General features: G+C 59.9%; 15 protein-coding genes. 7 read left to right on the plus strand and 8 right to left on the minus strand.

Annotation, left to right across the window (positions count from 1 at the left end; all coding sequences use genetic code 11):
- Positions 1 to 150 precede the first annotated feature (150 nt).
- From Q1A91_RS01540 to Q1A91_RS01550, 3 genes are read left to right on the plus strand one after another with little or no spacing between them, the layout of a single operon-like run.
- On the plus strand, positions 151 to 1,062 hold the full coding sequence (locus Q1A91_RS01540) for a sterol desaturase family protein (protein WP_299871842.1): 912 nt from the start codon (positions 151 to 153) through the stop codon (positions 1,060 to 1,062).
- Positions 1,063 to 1,074: 12 nt separating this feature from the next.
- Positions 1,075 to 2,499, plus strand: a complete 1,425-nt coding sequence (locus tag Q1A91_RS01545) for an MBOAT family protein (RefSeq protein ID WP_299871845.1) — start codon at positions 1,075 to 1,077, stop codon at positions 2,497 to 2,499.
- On the plus strand, positions 2,474 to 3,412 hold the full coding sequence (locus Q1A91_RS01550; protein WP_299871848.1) for a hypothetical protein: 939 nt from the start codon (positions 2,474 to 2,476) through the stop codon (positions 3,410 to 3,412). Before Q1A91_RS01545 ends, Q1A91_RS01550 begins: the two co-directional genes overlap by 26 nt.
- 3 nt (positions 3,413 to 3,415) lie before the next feature.
- Here the strand turns inward: Q1A91_RS01550 and Q1A91_RS01555 are convergent, their stop codons facing one another.
- A complete protein-coding gene (locus Q1A91_RS01555) occupies positions 3,416 to 3,757 on the minus strand; it encodes a carboxymuconolactone decarboxylase family protein (protein WP_299871849.1) in 342 nt (113 codons plus the stop codon).
- Positions 3,758 to 3,800: 43 nt separating this feature from the next.
- On the opposite strand from Q1A91_RS01555, the gene Q1A91_RS01560 reads away from it, so the two are divergent.
- Positions 3,801 to 4,526: a creatininase family protein gene (locus Q1A91_RS01560; protein ID WP_299871851.1), complete on the plus strand. Its 726-nt coding sequence runs from the start codon at positions 3,801 to 3,803 to the stop codon at positions 4,524 to 4,526.
- Here Q1A91_RS01560 and Q1A91_RS01565 read toward each other — a convergent pair whose 3' ends face one another.
- Both Q1A91_RS01565 and Q1A91_RS01570 read right to left on the minus strand, forming a co-directional pair.
- Positions 4,527 to 5,288: an amino acid ABC transporter permease gene (locus tag Q1A91_RS01565; protein ID WP_299871853.1), complete on the minus strand. Its 762-nt coding sequence runs from the start codon at positions 5,286 to 5,288 to the stop codon at positions 4,527 to 4,529.
- 11 nt (positions 5,289 to 5,299) lie between these two features.
- Complete coding sequence (locus tag Q1A91_RS01570; protein ID WP_299871856.1) at positions 5,300 to 6,043, minus strand: amino acid ABC transporter ATP-binding protein; 744 nt, start codon at positions 6,041 to 6,043, stop codon at positions 5,300 to 5,302.
- A gap of 122 nt (positions 6,044 to 6,165) precedes the next feature.
- On the opposite strand from Q1A91_RS01570, the gene Q1A91_RS01575 reads away from it, so the two are divergent.
- Both Q1A91_RS01575 and Q1A91_RS01580 read left to right on the plus strand, forming a co-directional pair.
- Positions 6,166 to 6,933 carry a transporter substrate-binding domain-containing protein gene (locus Q1A91_RS01575; protein ID WP_299873655.1) on the plus strand — a complete coding sequence of 256 codons (768 nt, stop codon included), beginning with the start codon at positions 6,166 to 6,168 and terminating at the stop codon, positions 6,931 to 6,933.
- Between the two features lie 85 nt (positions 6,934 to 7,018).
- A complete protein-coding gene (locus Q1A91_RS01580; protein ID WP_299871859.1) occupies positions 7,019 to 8,038 on the plus strand; it encodes an amidohydrolase family protein in 1,020 nt (339 codons plus the stop codon).
- Here the strand turns inward: Q1A91_RS01580 and Q1A91_RS01585 are convergent.
- Genes Q1A91_RS01585 through hutI form a run of 5 tightly spaced genes read right to left on the minus strand, consistent with a single transcriptional unit; the run spans position 8,035 to position 14,330 of the window.
- The gene (locus Q1A91_RS01585; protein ID WP_299871862.1) at positions 8,035 to 9,060 is read right to left on the minus strand and encodes an aromatic ring-hydroxylating dioxygenase subunit alpha; all 1,026 of its coding nucleotides are present in this window, start codon (positions 9,058 to 9,060) and stop codon (positions 8,035 to 8,037) included. The genes Q1A91_RS01580 and Q1A91_RS01585 overlap by 4 nt on opposite strands.
- A 51-nt stretch (positions 9,061 to 9,111) precedes the next feature.
- Complete coding sequence (gene hutU, locus Q1A91_RS01590) at positions 9,112 to 10,779, minus strand: urocanate hydratase (RefSeq protein WP_299871864.1); 1,668 nt, start codon at positions 10,777 to 10,779, stop codon at positions 9,112 to 9,114.
- Position 10,780: 1 nt separating this feature from the next.
- A complete protein-coding gene (gene hutG, locus Q1A91_RS01595) occupies positions 10,781 to 11,593 on the minus strand; it encodes an N-formylglutamate deformylase (protein ID WP_299871866.1) in 813 nt (270 codons plus the stop codon).
- Positions 11,590 to 13,122: a histidine ammonia-lyase gene (gene hutH, locus Q1A91_RS01600; RefSeq protein WP_299873658.1), complete on the minus strand. Its 1,533-nt coding sequence runs from the start codon at positions 13,120 to 13,122 to the stop codon at positions 11,590 to 11,592. The genes hutG and hutH overlap by 4 nt, the downstream gene beginning before the upstream one ends.
- A 2-nt stretch (positions 13,123 to 13,124) precedes the next feature.
- Positions 13,125 to 14,330 (minus strand): imidazolonepropionase, encoded by a 1,206-nt coding sequence (gene hutI, locus Q1A91_RS01605; protein ID WP_299871869.1) that lies wholly within the window; start codon positions 14,328 to 14,330, stop codon positions 13,125 to 13,127.
- An 89-nt stretch (positions 14,331 to 14,419) separates the two neighbouring features.
- Here hutI and Q1A91_RS01610 point away from each other — a divergent pair, with 89 nt between their 5' ends.
- Positions 14,420 to 15,784 (plus strand): formimidoylglutamate deiminase, encoded by a 1,365-nt coding sequence (locus tag Q1A91_RS01610; protein WP_299871871.1) that lies wholly within the window; start codon positions 14,420 to 14,422, stop codon positions 15,782 to 15,784.
- Positions 15,785 to 15,796: the final 12 nt, after the last annotated feature.

Raw genomic sequence — 15,796 nt, forward strand, 5'->3', positions numbered from 1 at the left:
TGCGGCCCAATTCGGCCCGTAGCGCTGGGCCTATAAAAATCCTACAGGGCTTCGTTTGCGATGGAAAACCTAAAATCATTCTTCATCATGGTCTGGGAACAGACTGGCGCACTTTTTCTCAATCCCGGACATTTCTTCGGTCCCATCTCCATGCTGATCGCACTGATCATTGCAGGGATCGTTGTCGCCACGCGCCTCTCACGCAAAACGGGGTGGCGCAATCTGGAACCGCGCCGCCTTGTGGCGTTGCTGTTTCCGAAACGGGTGTTTCTGCATGGCTCTGCAAAGCTCGACTACTGGGTGTTCATCATCAACCAGATCGTGCTGTTCTTCATCACGATTTCCGCCTTCTTCAGCCCCGCAATCGTGTCAGAATTTGTTGTCGGTACAGCATCCGCTCTTGGCCATGAAGCAACCGAGGCAAGCCCTTCCCTCACCCAGCGCATCATCTATTCGATCTACCTGATGCTGATCTGGGACTTCAGCGCCAGCTACGCGCACTACCTCAAGCACAAGGTGCCGGTGTTGTGGGAGTTGCACAAGGTCCACCACTCCGCCGAGGTGATGACGCCTGCAACCGCCATGCGCCGCCATCCGCTGGAAGCGATCTTTGGTGCGGTGATTGTGGCCCTGTTTCTGGGTCTGGGCACGGGCATCTGGACGGTGGTCTTTGGCCTCAACCTGATGCCCATTAATTTCTTCGGCACGCTCTTTGGCATCTGGCTGTGGCGGGCGGCGGGGTACAACCTGCGCCACAGCCACATCTGGATTTCCTACGGCAACTTCTGGAACAAGATCTTCATCTCCCCCGCACAGCATCAGGTGCACCACAGCGTCTCACCTGAGCACTACGACAAGAACTTCGGCCATATCTTTTCCTTCTGGGACAGCCTGTTCGGAACGCTCTACCTGCCCAAGTTCGAAGAGCGGGTGAAGTTCGGCATCGACGAAGAGGAAATGCCAGAATACCGATCCCTGTTTGGTCTCTACGTCACGCCGGTTGTGAACATCTGGCGCATCCTGACCCGGCCGTTCCGCCGCAAACAATTCCCGGCCGAGTGATGTAGGCGCACCGTGCTTTTCGCGTCCCTCCCCTTTCTCTTCGGCTTTCTGCCGGCCACGGTTCTGGGCACGTTTGTTGCGTACCGGAGCCTTGGCCGGCAGGCCGCGTTGATCTTTCTCTCTGCCGCGTCGCTGGTGTTCTACGGCTGGCATTATCCGCCCTATATCGTCCTGCTGATGGCGACGATTGGCGTGAACTTCCTGCTGGCGCGTCGCATCCATGCGCGCCCTGACAAGTGGCTCACCGGGATCGGTGTGGCGCTGAACCTTGGCTTGCTGGCATGGTTCAAATACGCGGGCTTTCTGGCAGAGATGGTAAGCACCATCCTTGGCAGCCATATCGGCGTGGGCACGATCCTTCTGCCCCTTGGCATCTCCTTCTTCACCTTCCAGCAGATCGCCTATCTGGTGGACATCCATCAGCGCAAAGCCGAACCCGGCAAGCTGGTCGAATATGTCTTCTTCGTCACCTTCTTTCCGCAACTGATCGCAGGCCCCATCGTCCATCATCGGGAGTTGATCCCGCAGCTGGGGCAATCCAACTTTGCCCGCTTTCTGACCCGCGACGTGACCATGGGCGCGTTGCTGTTCTGTATCGGTCTGGGCAAGAAAGTGCTGCTGGCAGACAACCTGCGTATGGGAGCCGATACGCTGTTTTACGCACAATCGCTGGGGATTGAACCGACGATGGCAGAGGCGTGGCTGGGCATGCTCAGCTACACCTTCCAGATCTATTTTGATTTTTCCGGCTATGCGGATATGGCGCTGGGACTGGGCCTGATCTTTGGGCTGCGCCTGCCGGAGAACTTCCGTTCTCCTTACAAATCCTACGACATCATCGATTTCTGGCGGCGCTGGAACATCACCCTGTCGATTTTCCTGCGCGACTACATCTACCTGCCTTTGGGCGGCAACCGCAAAGGCCCTGTGCGCCGTTACGCGAACCTCTGGATCGTCATGCTGCTGGGGGGATTGTGGCACGGCGCGGGCTGGCAGTTCATCGTCTGGGGCGCGCTGCATGGGTTCTATCTGACGGTGAACCACATCTGGCGGCGGTTCAGCCCCTACCGCTTGCCGCCTGCGTTCAGTCTGGTGCTGACCTTCACGTGCGTTGTCATTGCATGGGTCTTCTTCCGGGCCGAGGATTTCCCGCAGGCATTTGCAATCCTCTCCGCCATGGTGGGCGTGGGCAGCAACACGGCATTTGAGCTGGCGATTTTCGCCGATGTCGCATGGGTCGCGGTCTTTGCGCTCAGCGGTGCATGTCTGGCGTGGTTCACCCCAAACGCGGTCCAGATCGTGTCCCGTTTCAAGGACTGGCGTCCCGCTGCCATCAGCCATCAGGCCCTTTATGGCGCAGTGGGTGCGTTGGGGGCCGTGGCCGTGTTCAAAACCTATGCAAGTGGAAGCTATGCCTTCATCTATTTCCAGTTCTGAGCATACGACTGCGGCCGCGGCCCCCGGTGGGTTGACCGTGCTGGCACGGGGTTTTGTGCTGACGCTGCTATTGCTCATCGCGGCAACGGAACTTCTGGTGCGGACACAGGTACTGCCGCAAGACACCCGCGCGGGACACCTTGAGTTACTGCGAACTTCCGACCACGCGGATGCCGCCTTTGGTGACAGCCATGTGGCGCGGGGTTTTGCAGCACAAGGCAGTTTCGTGAACCTTGCCTATCCGTCAGAGAATATCGAAGACATGTTCGCAAAAGTGCGCCTTCACTTCGCACATCACGCGCCCGGTCGGGTCATCATACAAGCCGATCCGCATCTCTTCGCAGCCTACCGCGTCTTCGCCCCTGCCAGATCCAACAGCCCCGCACATGCGCCGCTTTTGCACATGACCGCTGACCGGCACCGTCCGCAGCTGAACGCCTATTGGCAGGCCTTCGTCGAAGGCGTCGGCACGCTTCACTCCAAGGTGCAGCAGACGGCAAACGGTGCGCTGTTGTCCGAAGGGGACTTTGCCGCCCTGCCCGACCGCATGCAGACATTTGAGGCACGCATGCGGCTGCAAAACCATGCACTGGCCCATCCGGATGCCGTCGCGGCGGCGCAGGATCGCTATCTCGACATGATTACCTTTCTGACAGAGCGCGGCGCGGATCTGTGCATGATCAGCTTTCCGGTGACACAAGACTACCTCACCGCCAGCAGCGCAGACACGGCAGCAGGGCACGCCACGGCGATCTCATTCTTCCGGCAAACCGCCGCCCAATCGGGCGCACGTTTCATCGACGCGCGCGCGCAGGTCGTACCGGACAGGCTCTTTCGAGATGTGGATCACCTGAACACAGCAGGTGCAAAGGCCGTCTACGACAGCCTGATCCGCCAGTGTTTCGACCGGTGACGTTCAAGACGTACCCGTGAACTCATCATAGGCTTCCAGCGCCTTGGCCCCGTAGGCAATCGACGGCCCGCCGCCCATGTAGGCGATCATCTCCAGTGCCTCGCAGAGTTCTTCGCGGGTGGTCTTCAGCCGCACCAGCGATTTGACGTGAAACCCGATGCAGCTGTCACAGCGGGTTGAGACAGCAATGCCGAGTGCGATCAGCTCTTTGGTCTTTTCATCCAGCGCACCGGACTTCTTGGCCGCCTGTCCCATCGCGTTGAACCCCTTAAACAGTTCCGGCGCTTCTTTCTGCAATGTGCCGATGCGGCCCATGGTGTCATTGAGGAATGTGGTCCAGCCCATGATTTTTCTTTCCTTTTGATAAGTGCGCGCGTTAGCAGGCGATATGAGACTTGAAACGATGACATGGATCGAAGTCGAAGCCTACCTTCGTCGCAGCGCAGGTGTCATCCTGCCCACCGGCTCCATGGAGCAGCACGGACCGCTTGGCCTGATCGGCACGGATGCGATCTGCGCGCGGGAGATGGCCTGGGCCGCGGCGGACCATTGTGAAGCGATTGTCGCTCCTGAGCTGGCCTATGCGCCAGCACCCTTCAACATGAGCTTCCCCGGCACGGTGTCGCTGGATGCAACGCTTTTCAGACAGGTCGCGCGACAGGTGATGGGCAGCCTTGCGCACCACGGGTTCAGGAAGATCTACGTCCTGAACGGCCATGGCGCCAACCTTGAACCGTTGCGCGAAGCGGCGGAAGGTGTTGAGGCCGAGGTGCGCATCCGCAGTTGGTGGGACTTTGATGGTGTAAACACCCTGCGACAGGCCTGGTACGGCGATTGGGAAGGCATGCACGCAACCCCGTCGGAGGTCGCGGTCACCCAGCACACGCACCGGATCATCGAAGATCCCGATCTGCCCCCGCCCCGCAAGCTGACGTCTGATTTCATCAAAGCCCACGCCGGGGACAAACACGGCCCCCCGGATGCGCATCGCCGGGACTTTCCTGATGGTCGCGTTGGATCGCATTCCGCCCTTGCACGGCCCGAACAGGGCCGCCAATTGATCGAAACGGCAGCACAGGAAATCGCAGCGGATTACCGCGCCTTCACCGCCTGATCAGCGGCTCTCATCCGATCCCATCTTCCGCTCCAGCCAGCGCACAAAGAAGCTGATGATCAGGACCAGAACCAGATATTCAAAGATCAGCAGCGTGTAGATTTCCAGCGGGCGGTATTCCGTCACCACCAGTTCATTGGCGCGACGTGTGAGTTCCTGCATGCCGATGACAGAGGCAAAAGCCGACATCTTCACAATATAGATGAACTGGTTCGCCAAGGGCGGCAGGATCCGTTTGATCGCCTGCGGCAGGATCACGTAACGCATGGTCTGGCGGTAGTTCAGCCCCACGGTCTTGGCCGCTTCGGTCTGGCCCTTGTTGATGGACTGAATGCCGGAGCGGTAAATCTCCGCCGTGAAGGCGCTGTCGGAGATCGCAAGCGTGATGATCGCCCCCCAAAAGGCGTCAATGCTGACATTGATCCCCATGGATTTCAGCACCACGGGCAAGCCGTAAAACACCCAAAAGAGCATCGGCAGCAGCGGAATGGCGCGGACAAACTCGATGTAGATGCGCGAGGGCAACCTGATCCAGCGGTTCGTCGACATCCCCGGCAGGGCCACCATCAGGCCGATCACCATCGACATCACAGCAGCAATGACCGACAGCAGGATCGTGGCCCCGAAACCGTTCAGCAAAAATTTGATGTTGTTCATACCGCCTGTCGTGCGCGGGTCGATGACATACCACCCCCAAGTGCCGGAGTCAGCGGAACAACCAACAAGCGATAGGAAGGTGGCAAGCAGCGCAAATACTCTCATCATCCTGCCCCTCAATGCTGCAAAATCTGGCTGAGGAACTGTTTGCACCGTTCCGTCTTGGGCGCTTCAAAGAACTGCTCCGGCGTGCCGCGTTCGATGAGCTCTCCATGGTCCATAAAGATCATCCTGTCCGCCGCCTTGCGCGCAAATCCCATCTCATGGGTGACGACAATCATCGTCATGCCGCTTTCCGCCAGATCCACGATCACATCCAGCACTTCGGAGATCATTTCCGGATCAAGCGCTGAGGTCGGCTCATCGAAGAGCATGATCTTCGGCTCCATGCACAGCGACCGTGCAATCGCCACGCGCTGCTGCTGTCCCCCCGACAATCCGGCAGGCTTTTTGTGGGCCTGATCGGGGATACGCACCCGTTCGAGGTATTTCATCGCCCGCGCCTCGGCGTCTGCCTTGGACATCCCCCGCGCTTTCATCGGGCCAAGGGTGAGGTTTTGCAGGATCGTCAGGTGCGGAAACAGGTTGAACTGCTGGAACACCATGCCAACTTCGGACCGGATCTCATTGATGGAGGCCTCATCGCGCATCTCGATCCCGTCCACGACGATCTTGCCGGAATTATGCTGCTCAAGCGAATTCACGCAGCGGATCAAAGTGGATTTGCCTGACCCCGACGGCCCGCAGATCACGATACGTTCACCGTGGGCAACTTGTAAGTCGATGTCCTTGAGCGCATGGTAGTCGTCATACCACTTGTTCAGCGCGCTGATCTCAATCGCTGGACTGGTTTCGGCCATGGACCCATCCTTCGAAGTTTGGTTAAGTCCATTGCTACTTGCTTTTAATATAGAACTATACAAAAAAATATTTGTGTAGACATAACAACAACGATCACCAATGGGGATGATACATGAAACTGATGAAGACCTTGGGCCTTGCTGCCGCTTTTGCGATGTCGCTGGGCACGTTGCCCGCCGTTGCGCAATCCGCACTGAATGAAATCCTCAGCGGTGGTGTGCTGAAAGTCGGCACGACGGGCGACTGGAACCCCATGTCCGTGCGCGACCCTGCGACGAACTCCTATGTGGGGTATGACATCGACGTCATGACCCAGCTGGCCGCCGATCTGGGGGTTGAGCTTGAGATGGTGCCGACCGACTGGAAAACGCTGGTCAACGGCGTTGTGGCGGGCAACTATCACATGACCGGTTCCGCCTCCATCAGCCCTGCCCGGCTGAAGGCGGCAGGATATTCCGACAGCTACATCTTTGTTGAGATTTACCCCTTCACCACCGCCGACAAAGCCGACCGTTTCGACGGATGGGACTCGATCAACAGCGGCGACGTGAAGGTTGCCACAACGCTGGGCACGACCTTTGAAAAGAACGTGAAAGCGTGGTTCCCGGATGCGGAGATTGTCGTCGTTGAAGCCCCTGCGCGTGGTTTCCAGGAAGTGCTGTCAGGCCGTGCGGATGTGTTCATCACCTCCAACATCGAAGGTGCGACCCTGTTGGAGAAGTTCCCCAACGTGCGCCAGATCGAAGTGGGCGAAGCCCGCGCCCCCACACCGATTGCGATGCTGCTGCCACAGACCGATCAGGTCTGGATCAACTACGTCAACAGCTGGATTGAGTTGAAGAAAGCCCAAGGGTTCTTTGAAGCGACAGCGGTCAAATGGGGCCTCTGAGGGGGTCCTTTGACACGGGCTGAGACAGAAGGCGGCGTTCGAGGGGACGCCGCCTTTTTCGTTTGAACACGGATCGGAGCCACCGATGATCGACAAGAACAGCCGCATCGACATGCACTCCCATTATTACGGAGGCGGATTGGTCGATACGTTGCGCGCACGCAAGACGCGCCCATACCTGCGTACACGTGATGACGGGGTGACAGTGATGGTTGCCATGAACGGGGAGTTTCCCTTTACCGATCATTACCACGACCACCGGGTTGGACTGGCCGAGATGCGGGCGGCAGGCCTGACCCACCGCTTGCTGACCTTCCCCGGTGCTTTGGGCGTGGACCTGTTGCCCGCTGATGAAATCGCCCCTGCGATATCGGCCTACAACGACCATCTTGCCCAGCTCACGGCAGAAACGGATGGCGCGCTGATCGGGCTTGCGGGTGTGCCCCTAGATGATCTGGATCTGGCTTGCGGCGAAGTCCGGCGGATCCGGCGCGATCTGGGCTTGCCGGGGATCATCCTACCCTCAAACTACTTCAACTCCCTTGAGGAGGCCGCACCCCTCGCGCCTCTGCTGGAGGCCGCCAACACCTACGGGTGTCACATCATGCTGCACCCCGGCCTGAAGGTCGGTCAGGAACCACCGCCCCTTCCGGCGGATCACGTGCAATACCGCCTGTCCGCCGTTGACCTGCAATCAAGCGCCTCACAGGTCGCCCTCACGGTGGTCCTCTCCGACATGCTGGAGGCCTACCCCAACATCAGCTTCCAGATCGTGAACCTTGGCGGCACCCTGCCCTTCATCTTTGAGCGGATCGAAAGCATCGCCCGCCACCGCAACCCCGACGCGCCCTTCCCGACGGATCGTTTGCGCCGACTTTGGTACGATTGCGCATCACTTGGCCCACGCGCATTGGAGGGAGCGGTGAAACTGCTGGGGGCAGACCGGATAATGCTGGGGTCAGATTATCCGATCTTCAAGGATGATCCCTACACCCACGCCGTTGTCCCCGCTGATCTGAGCGAGAATGAAAAGGCGCAGGTCACATGGAAGACCGCAGATGCGCTGTTCAAACGCTTGGAGATCTTGCGGCAGGCGGCGCGCTAGCCCGCCTGCTCCGCGTCGATCAGCTTCTGCAACTTGCGTCTGAACGTCTTGGCCCCAAGGTCCAGACCAAGATCAATGTTGGGCGTGGCCATCTTGTCCATGCCGCGCTGCACGGCTTCCAAAATCTCCTTGTCTTCGTTGAAGGCCATGACCGCGCCTGCGTTCATCTTCTCGGAAATCGCGGCATCCTTGGGGTCCGTGTTGCGGTGCTGGAACCAGATGTATTGCGTGTTTTTCTCATCCACTGGCGTCATGAAGTTGTAGGAGATGTTCACATAGGTCTCCGCCACCTCCGGCTTGTCCGGCCCGCCGGTGCCGACAGGCGTGTAGATAGATTTGTTCAAGGCAATGGCAGGCACGCACATCTCATAATGCTGCTTGCGGTCGCAGTGGCCGTCAAACCGCACAAGATCCTTGTAATAGGGCGATGCAGGCTGATCATAAATCCAGCGGGAGACGATCACCCCCCGGTCGGTCTTCTCCATATCCAGCGGCTGGTCGTCCGTGCCCGCACCCGCGAAAGACGTCACATGCACCCATGCCACATGGCTGGGGTCCAGCAGATTGTCGACCACCCACAGATAATTGCACGCAATGGGGAGCATGCCACCATCGGTATAGCCCCACTCAGGATTGTCGAAATTCTCAATCTCGAAAATATCGTCGGGGTTGGCCAGTTCCGGATCGCCCATCCAGATCCACAGCAAGCGATAGCGGTCCACCACCGGATAGGACCGCACAACCGCACGGCGCGGGGTCATGCCCCGTTGCGTGGGGCTGTCAATGCAGGTGCCGGTGCAGTCAAACGTCAAACCGTGGTAGCCACAGACCACATGATCATTCTCAATCGCCCCCATCGACAGGGGCAGTTTGCGGTGCGGGCAGGCATCCTCCAGCGCCACGGGCGTGCCATCGGATTGCCGATAGAACACGATCTCCTCCCCCAGCAGCATCTGCGGTTTGAGCTTCTGGACGTAGTCCTTGCTCCACCCGGCGACATACCAGCAATTGCGTAAGAACATGTCGTGCCCCTTCGTCCTAAAATTCACCTGCTCGGTGTAGCGCGGCCCCGATCAATTGCCCAGAATGGTTGGCAGCCGAAGCCCCTGTTCGCGCGCACATGCCACAGCGTCCTCGTATCCCGCATCCGCATGCCGCCAGACACCGGACGCGGGATCGTTCCACAACACACGCTCCAACCGCGCCGCTGCTTCATCCGTGCCATCCGCGCAGATCACCATGCCCGCATGCTGGCTGAACCCCATACCGACGCCGCCGCCATGGTGCAGCGATACCCAAGTCGCACCAGAGGCCGTGTTGATCAGCGCATTCAGCAGCGGCCAGTCGGATACGGCGTCAGAGCCATCTTTCATCGCTTCCGTCTCCCGGTTGGGCGAGGCTACCGACCCACTGTCGAGGTGATCGCGCCCGATGACGACCGGCGCAGAAAGCTCCCCATTCTTTACCATCTCGTTGAAGGCCAGCCCCAGTTTGTGGCGTACGCCAAGACCCACCCAGCAAATCCGCGCAGGCAGCCCCTGAAAACTGATCCGTTCCCGCGCCATGTCGAGCCAGTTGTGAAGATGCGGATCATCCACCAGTTCCTTCACCTTGGCGTCGGTCTTGTAGATGTCTTCGGGATCACCGGACAAAGCTGCCCAGCGGAACGGGCCGATGCCGCGACAAAAGAGCGGACGGATGTAGGCAGGCACAAAGCCGGGAAAGTCGAAGGCGTTCATCAACCCTTCCTCAAGGGCCACCTGCCGGATGTTGTTGCCGTAATCAAGCGTCGGCACGCCCGCCGCGTCGAAATCACACATCGCCCTGACGTGTATCTTCATCGACGCGCGCGCGGCAGCCTCCACGGCCTTGGGATCGCTTTCGCGCTTGGCCCGCCATTCGGCAAGCCCCCAGCCCTGTGGCAGATACCCGTTGGTCGGATCATGGGCTGAGGTCTGGTCGGTGACGATATCAGGCCGCACACCTCGTTTGACCAATTCGGGAAAGATGTCCGCCGCATTGCCCAGAAGCCCCACGGATTTCGCCTCCCCCGCTGCGGTCCAGCGGTTGATCATCTCCAGCGCTTCATCAAGCGTATCGGCGCGGGCGTCGACGTAGTTGGTGCGCATACGGAAGTCTATCGACTCCGGATTACACTCCACCGCCAGACAGCAGGCCCCGGCCATCACTGCCGCCAAAGGCTGCGCGCCGCCCATGCCACCCAAGCCGCCGGTCAGGATCCACTTGCCCGTCAGGTCGCCATCGTAATGCTGACGCCCCGCCTCCACAAAAGTCTCATAGGTGCCCTGCACGATGCCTTGCGAGCCGATGTAAATCCACGACCCGGCGGTCATCTGGCCGTACATCGCCAGACCTTTCTTATCCAGTTCGTTGAAGTGATCCCACGTCGCCCAATGCGGTACCAGATTGGAGTTGGCAATCAGGACACGTGGCGCGTCGCTGTGGGTTTTGATCACCGCAACGGGGCGGCCCGATTGCACGATCATCGTCTCATCCGCTTCCAGATCCTTCAACGTCGCGACCATCGCGTCAAAGTCAGACCAGGACCGTGCCGCACGCCCGATCCCGCCATAGACCACCAGCTCATGCGGGTTTTCAGCCACGTCCGGGTGCAGGTTATTCATCAGCATCCGCAAGGGGGCTTCTGTCTGCCAGCTCTTTGCCGTCAGCTCAGGACCGGTGGGCGGGTAGACGTCGCGGGCGTTCTTGCGCTCAAACATGTCAACTTCCTTTGGTTGTCAGTGCACCGCTCCGGGCGAGGGTGTCGAGGGATTTCAGAACATCAGACAGGATCGGTTGCAGACGCGCGGCGCGGTTTGGCAGATACTCCCAGGGCGGGAATTCTTCCATGTAGGCCATCTGGGCCAGCTCCATCTGGATGGCGTGGACATTCATGCCCGGCTGCCCGTAGTGACGTGTTGTCCAGCCGCCCTTGAAGCGACCATTCACAACCGTACGGAAATCAGAGGCCCCTTCGCAACGGGCGGAAACCGCATCTTGTATTGCAGGCGCGCAGCTTGTGCCCCCGTTGGTGCCGATGCTGAACGTGGGCAACGCCCCTTCAAACAGAAAGGGGATTTTCGATCTGATCGAATGACAGTCGTAAAGGACGGCAACGCCGTGGGTCGCCTGAACCCGATCCAATTCCTCTGCCAAAGCCGCATGATAGGGCGCATGATATGTCAGCCGCCGTGCTTCTACCTCATCCGCAGAAGGCGCCCGCCCCGGCAGCCAGATATCCTGCCCATCAAAATCGGTCAGCGGACAAAGCGACGTGGTGTTCTGACCGGGGTAGAGCGATGTCCCCATCGGATCACGGTTCGCGTCAATCACATACCGATGGATGTTCGAGCGCACGATGGTCGCCCCCTCCAGCAGCCCGTCATAAAGCCGCGCAATATGCCAATCGGTATCTGCAAGCGCCTGCCCGCGCGCGTTCAAACCGGTCAGAACATTGCTTGGCAAGAAAGTGCCACCATGCGGTTGTGCCAAAACAATCGGGCCATCGCCTTTGATCACTTCAAACACGTTCATGCCTCAAGCTCCGGCAATGCGACCTTTGCCGTCTCTCGCAAACCACTTCCTGCAATGATCGCGGAGGCTTTGGCAATGTCCGGTGCGAGGTAGCGGTCCTCTTCAAGCGCCGGAACCTCCTCACGCAAACACCCGATGCAGGCCGACAGCGCATCGCTGGTGCGCAGCGGCGCACGAAACCCGATGCCTTGCGCAGCACAAAGCAGTTCGACACCCAGAATGCTGTGCAGATTACGCACCATGCGCTGCAACCGGTAGGCACCATGCGCCGCCATCGACACATGGTCTTCCTGATTGGCCGACGTGGGCGTGCTGTCTGTGACGCATGGGCCCGCAAGATGCTTGTTCTCTGACATCAGCGCTGCCGTCGTGACTTCGGCAATCATGTACCCCGAATTCAGACCGGGATCCGGCGTCAGAAACGGCGGCAGATCAAACGACAGGGTCGGGTCGACCATCAGCGCGATGCGACGCTGCGCAATCGCGCCGATCTCTGACACGGCGAGAGCGATCATATCGGCGGCAAAACCAACAGGCTCTGCATGGAAATTGCCGCCGGAGACGATCATGTCGGCCTCTGTCAGCACCAGCGGGTTGTCTGTCGCGGCATTTGCTTCGATCCTCAGCGTCATCGCGGCTTGGCGCAGGACATCCATTGCCGCGCCCGTCACCTGTGGTTGGCACCGGATGCAATAGGGGTCCTGAACACGGGTGTCCCCTTCGCGGTGGCTTTCCCGGATCTGCGATCCGGCCAGCAAGGCCCGCATGGAGACGGCCGCTTCGATCTGGCCGCGGTGTCCGCGCAGGCTGTGGATTTCGGGTTGCAACGGCGCGGTGGACCCCATGATCGCATCCGTCGACATCGCTGATGTGATCAAGGCCGATTGCGCAGCCTCCCAGGCCGCGAACAATCCGGATAAGGCGAAAGCGGTGGAGAACTGCGTGCCATTGATAAACGCAAGCCCTTCTTTCGGGCCAAGCGAAACAGGCGAAAGGCCCGCTTTGCGCAGCGCGTCCTGCCCGGACAGGATGTTGCCGTCGTATTCGGCTTCCCCCTCCCCGATTAATACAGCTGTCATATGTGCCAAGGGCGCCAGATCGCCCGACGCACCGACAGAGCCTTGCGCCGGGATCACCGGGGTGACACCACGCATCAGCATGTCTTGCAGCAATTCGATCAGGTCCCACCGCACGCCTGACGCCCCGCGACCCAGCGACAGCAGCTTCAACACCATGATCAACCGCGCATGTGCGCGCGAAATCGGCTCCCCCACGCCGCAGCAATGCGACAGGATCAGGTTGCGCTGAAGGGTGGCCGTGTCAGCACTGGCGATCTTCACGCTCGCCAGTTTGCCAAAACCGGTGTTCACCCCATAGACCGCGTCACGTCCCGCAGCCGCCTGTGCGATGCGCTGCGCCGCAGCCTCGACCGATGGACGGCAGGCCGGATCAAGGACAACCGCAGCCTCCTGCTTTAGAACCTGCGCCAGTTCATCCAGCGTCACAGCACCGGGGGTCAGGGTCATCACGGTCACATCACACCTCCAAACACACGGGCATAGAGCGGATTGAACCCCATCCGGTAGCTCAGTTCAGCCGGGATGGAGACATCCCAGATCGCCAGATCAGCGCGCATCCCTGGTGCAATCACACCGCGATCCGCAAGGCCCAGCGCCAGTGCGGCATTGCGCGTGGCACCGGCGAGTGTTTCCTCGGGCGTCATCCGAAACAGCGTCGCCGCCATGTTCATTGCCAGCAGCAGGGAGGTCATCGGCGACGAACCGGGGTTGGCATCCGTGGCCACCGCCATCGGCACCTTGTGGGCGCGCAGCAGATCAATGGGCGGCATCTGCGTTTCGCGCAGGGTGTAGAAGGCACCCGGCAGAATGACCGCAGCGGTTCCCGCATCTGCCAAGGCCTGCACACCCGCTTCATCCAGATACTCGATATGATCCGCAGAAAGCGCACCAAACCCGGCGGCCAGCGCCGCCCCTCCCAGATTGGAAAGCTGTTCGGCATGGATCTTCACAGGCAGGCCCAGCGCCGCTGCCGCTTCAAACACGCGCGTCACTTGTGCAGGCTGGAAGGCAATGCCTTCACAAAACGCGTCAACCGCATCAATCAGCCCTTCTTCATGACCTGCGTGCAGCGTCGGAATGCAGACTTCTTCAAGATAGAGATCAGCCTGTCCTGCGTATTCGGGTGGCACGGCATGGGCCCCCAGATAGGTTGTCTTGACGGTCACCGGGCGAAGCTGCGCCAACCGCCGCGCGGCGCGCAGCATACGCAGCTCAACCAGCGCGTTCAGACCATAGCCTGACTTGATCTCAACCGTGGTGACCCCTTCGGCAATGAGCGCGTCCAACCGGGGCAAAGCACCTGCCACCAAGTCATCCTCTGACGCATCACGCGTATCGGTGACCGTGGAAATGATCCCACCACCCGCGCGCGCAACCTCTTCGTAGCTCGCGCCGTTCAGCCGCATTTCGAACTCGACAGCGCGGTGCCCGCCAAAGACCAGATGCGTGTGGCAATCAATCAACCCCGGCGTCACCAGCCGCCCGGCAAGATCGGTTATGGGCGCGTCGAGATATTCTTCTGGCAGATCGTGCCGACGGCCGACCCACGCAATCGCCGCGCCGTCCATCACCAGCGCATCCTGCCCTGTCATCCCATAGGGCGCCTGCCCCGAGGCCATGGTCGCGATCGTGCAATTGGTAAGGATGGAGGCGGTCAAGGCTGTTACCCGGAGCAGAGATTCAACTTGTCCCCTCAATTGTATGCTCGTAAGATTATTATGTCCATTCATAATAAACGGATTGAGCCATGAGAGTCTTCGCCAAACGCGCCTGTCTGGAGAGCGGATGGGCACGGGACGTGAGCCTCACCCTTACGGGTGGCCGGATCACCGCGATCACACCCTCTGACCGGGCGGCACCTGATGATGTCACAGTCGATACGCTGCTGCCTGCGCTGTCCAATCTGCACAGCCACAGCTTTCAACGGGCGATGGCGGGCATGACTGAATTTCGCAAGCAGGGCCGGGAGAATTTCTGGACCTGGCGTCGCTTGATGTATCAGTTCCTCGACCATCTGACGCCGGAGGACGTCGGCGCCATTGCCCGCTTTGCCTTCATGGAAATGCAGGAGGCTGGCTATGCCGCAGTGGCAGAGTTTCACTACCTCCATCACGCGGCGGGCGGACAGGTCTATGAGGATCCGGCGGAACTGTCGGGGCACATCATGCAGGCCGCCACGGACACGGGCATTGGCCTGACCCATTTGCCCGTGCTCTATACCTATGACGATATCGGGCAGAAGCCGCTGGCGGGTGGGCAGCACCGGTTTGGCCATACGCGGGACGCTTTCGATCAGTTGATGACACGCTGCAAAACGATGGTCACTAACATGCCCGCTGACACGGGCCTTGGGATCGCGCCGCATTCCCTGCGCGCCACGTCCCCCGAAGATCTTGCTGCGGTCGTTTCTGACTACCCGGACGGCCCCATCCATCTGCACATCGCAGAGCAGACAAAGGAAGTCGAAGACGTCAAAAGCGTCCTTGGTGCCCGGCCTGTAGAATGGCTGATGGATGCCGCAGCGGTCGACACGCGGTGGTGCCTGATCCACGCAACCCATATGACCGACGCGGAAACGCGCGCCGTTGCGGAAAGCGGGGCGGCCGTCGGTCTGTGCTCCGTCACGGAAGCGAACCTGGGCGACGGGATATTCAACGCGCCTGTCTACCTGCAACACGGCGGCCGGTTCGGAATGGGCACCGATTCCAACATCAACATCAGCGCGGCTGAGGAATTGCGGATGCTGGAGTATTCACAGCGCTTGCATCACCGCCAGCGCAATGTGCTTGCCGCCGAAAACGGCGCGACCGGAGAGACGCTTTACCACGCAGCGGCAAAAGGTGCCGCACAGTCGCTCGGACGCGATACCGGCGCGTTGAAAGTGGGGAACTGGGCCGACATGATGGCCCTCAACAGCGCCGCGCCGACCTTGTGCGGATTGACGGATGCGCAACTGCTGGATGGCTTCATCTTTGCAGGCAACCAACGTCTGATCACCGACGTCTGGTCGGCAGGACGCCATCGCGTGCAGGAGGGCAGACATGTTGCGCAGGACGAGATCGTGGCCCAGTATCGCCGCACGTTACAGAACCTGATGAAGAAGATAGATTAAGGGCGCCGCACC

This window comes from uncultured Sulfitobacter sp. (assembly GCF_947500075.1).
In the GTDB taxonomy this organism is placed as follows: Bacteria; Pseudomonadota; Alphaproteobacteria; order Rhodobacterales; family Rhodobacteraceae; genus Sulfitobacter.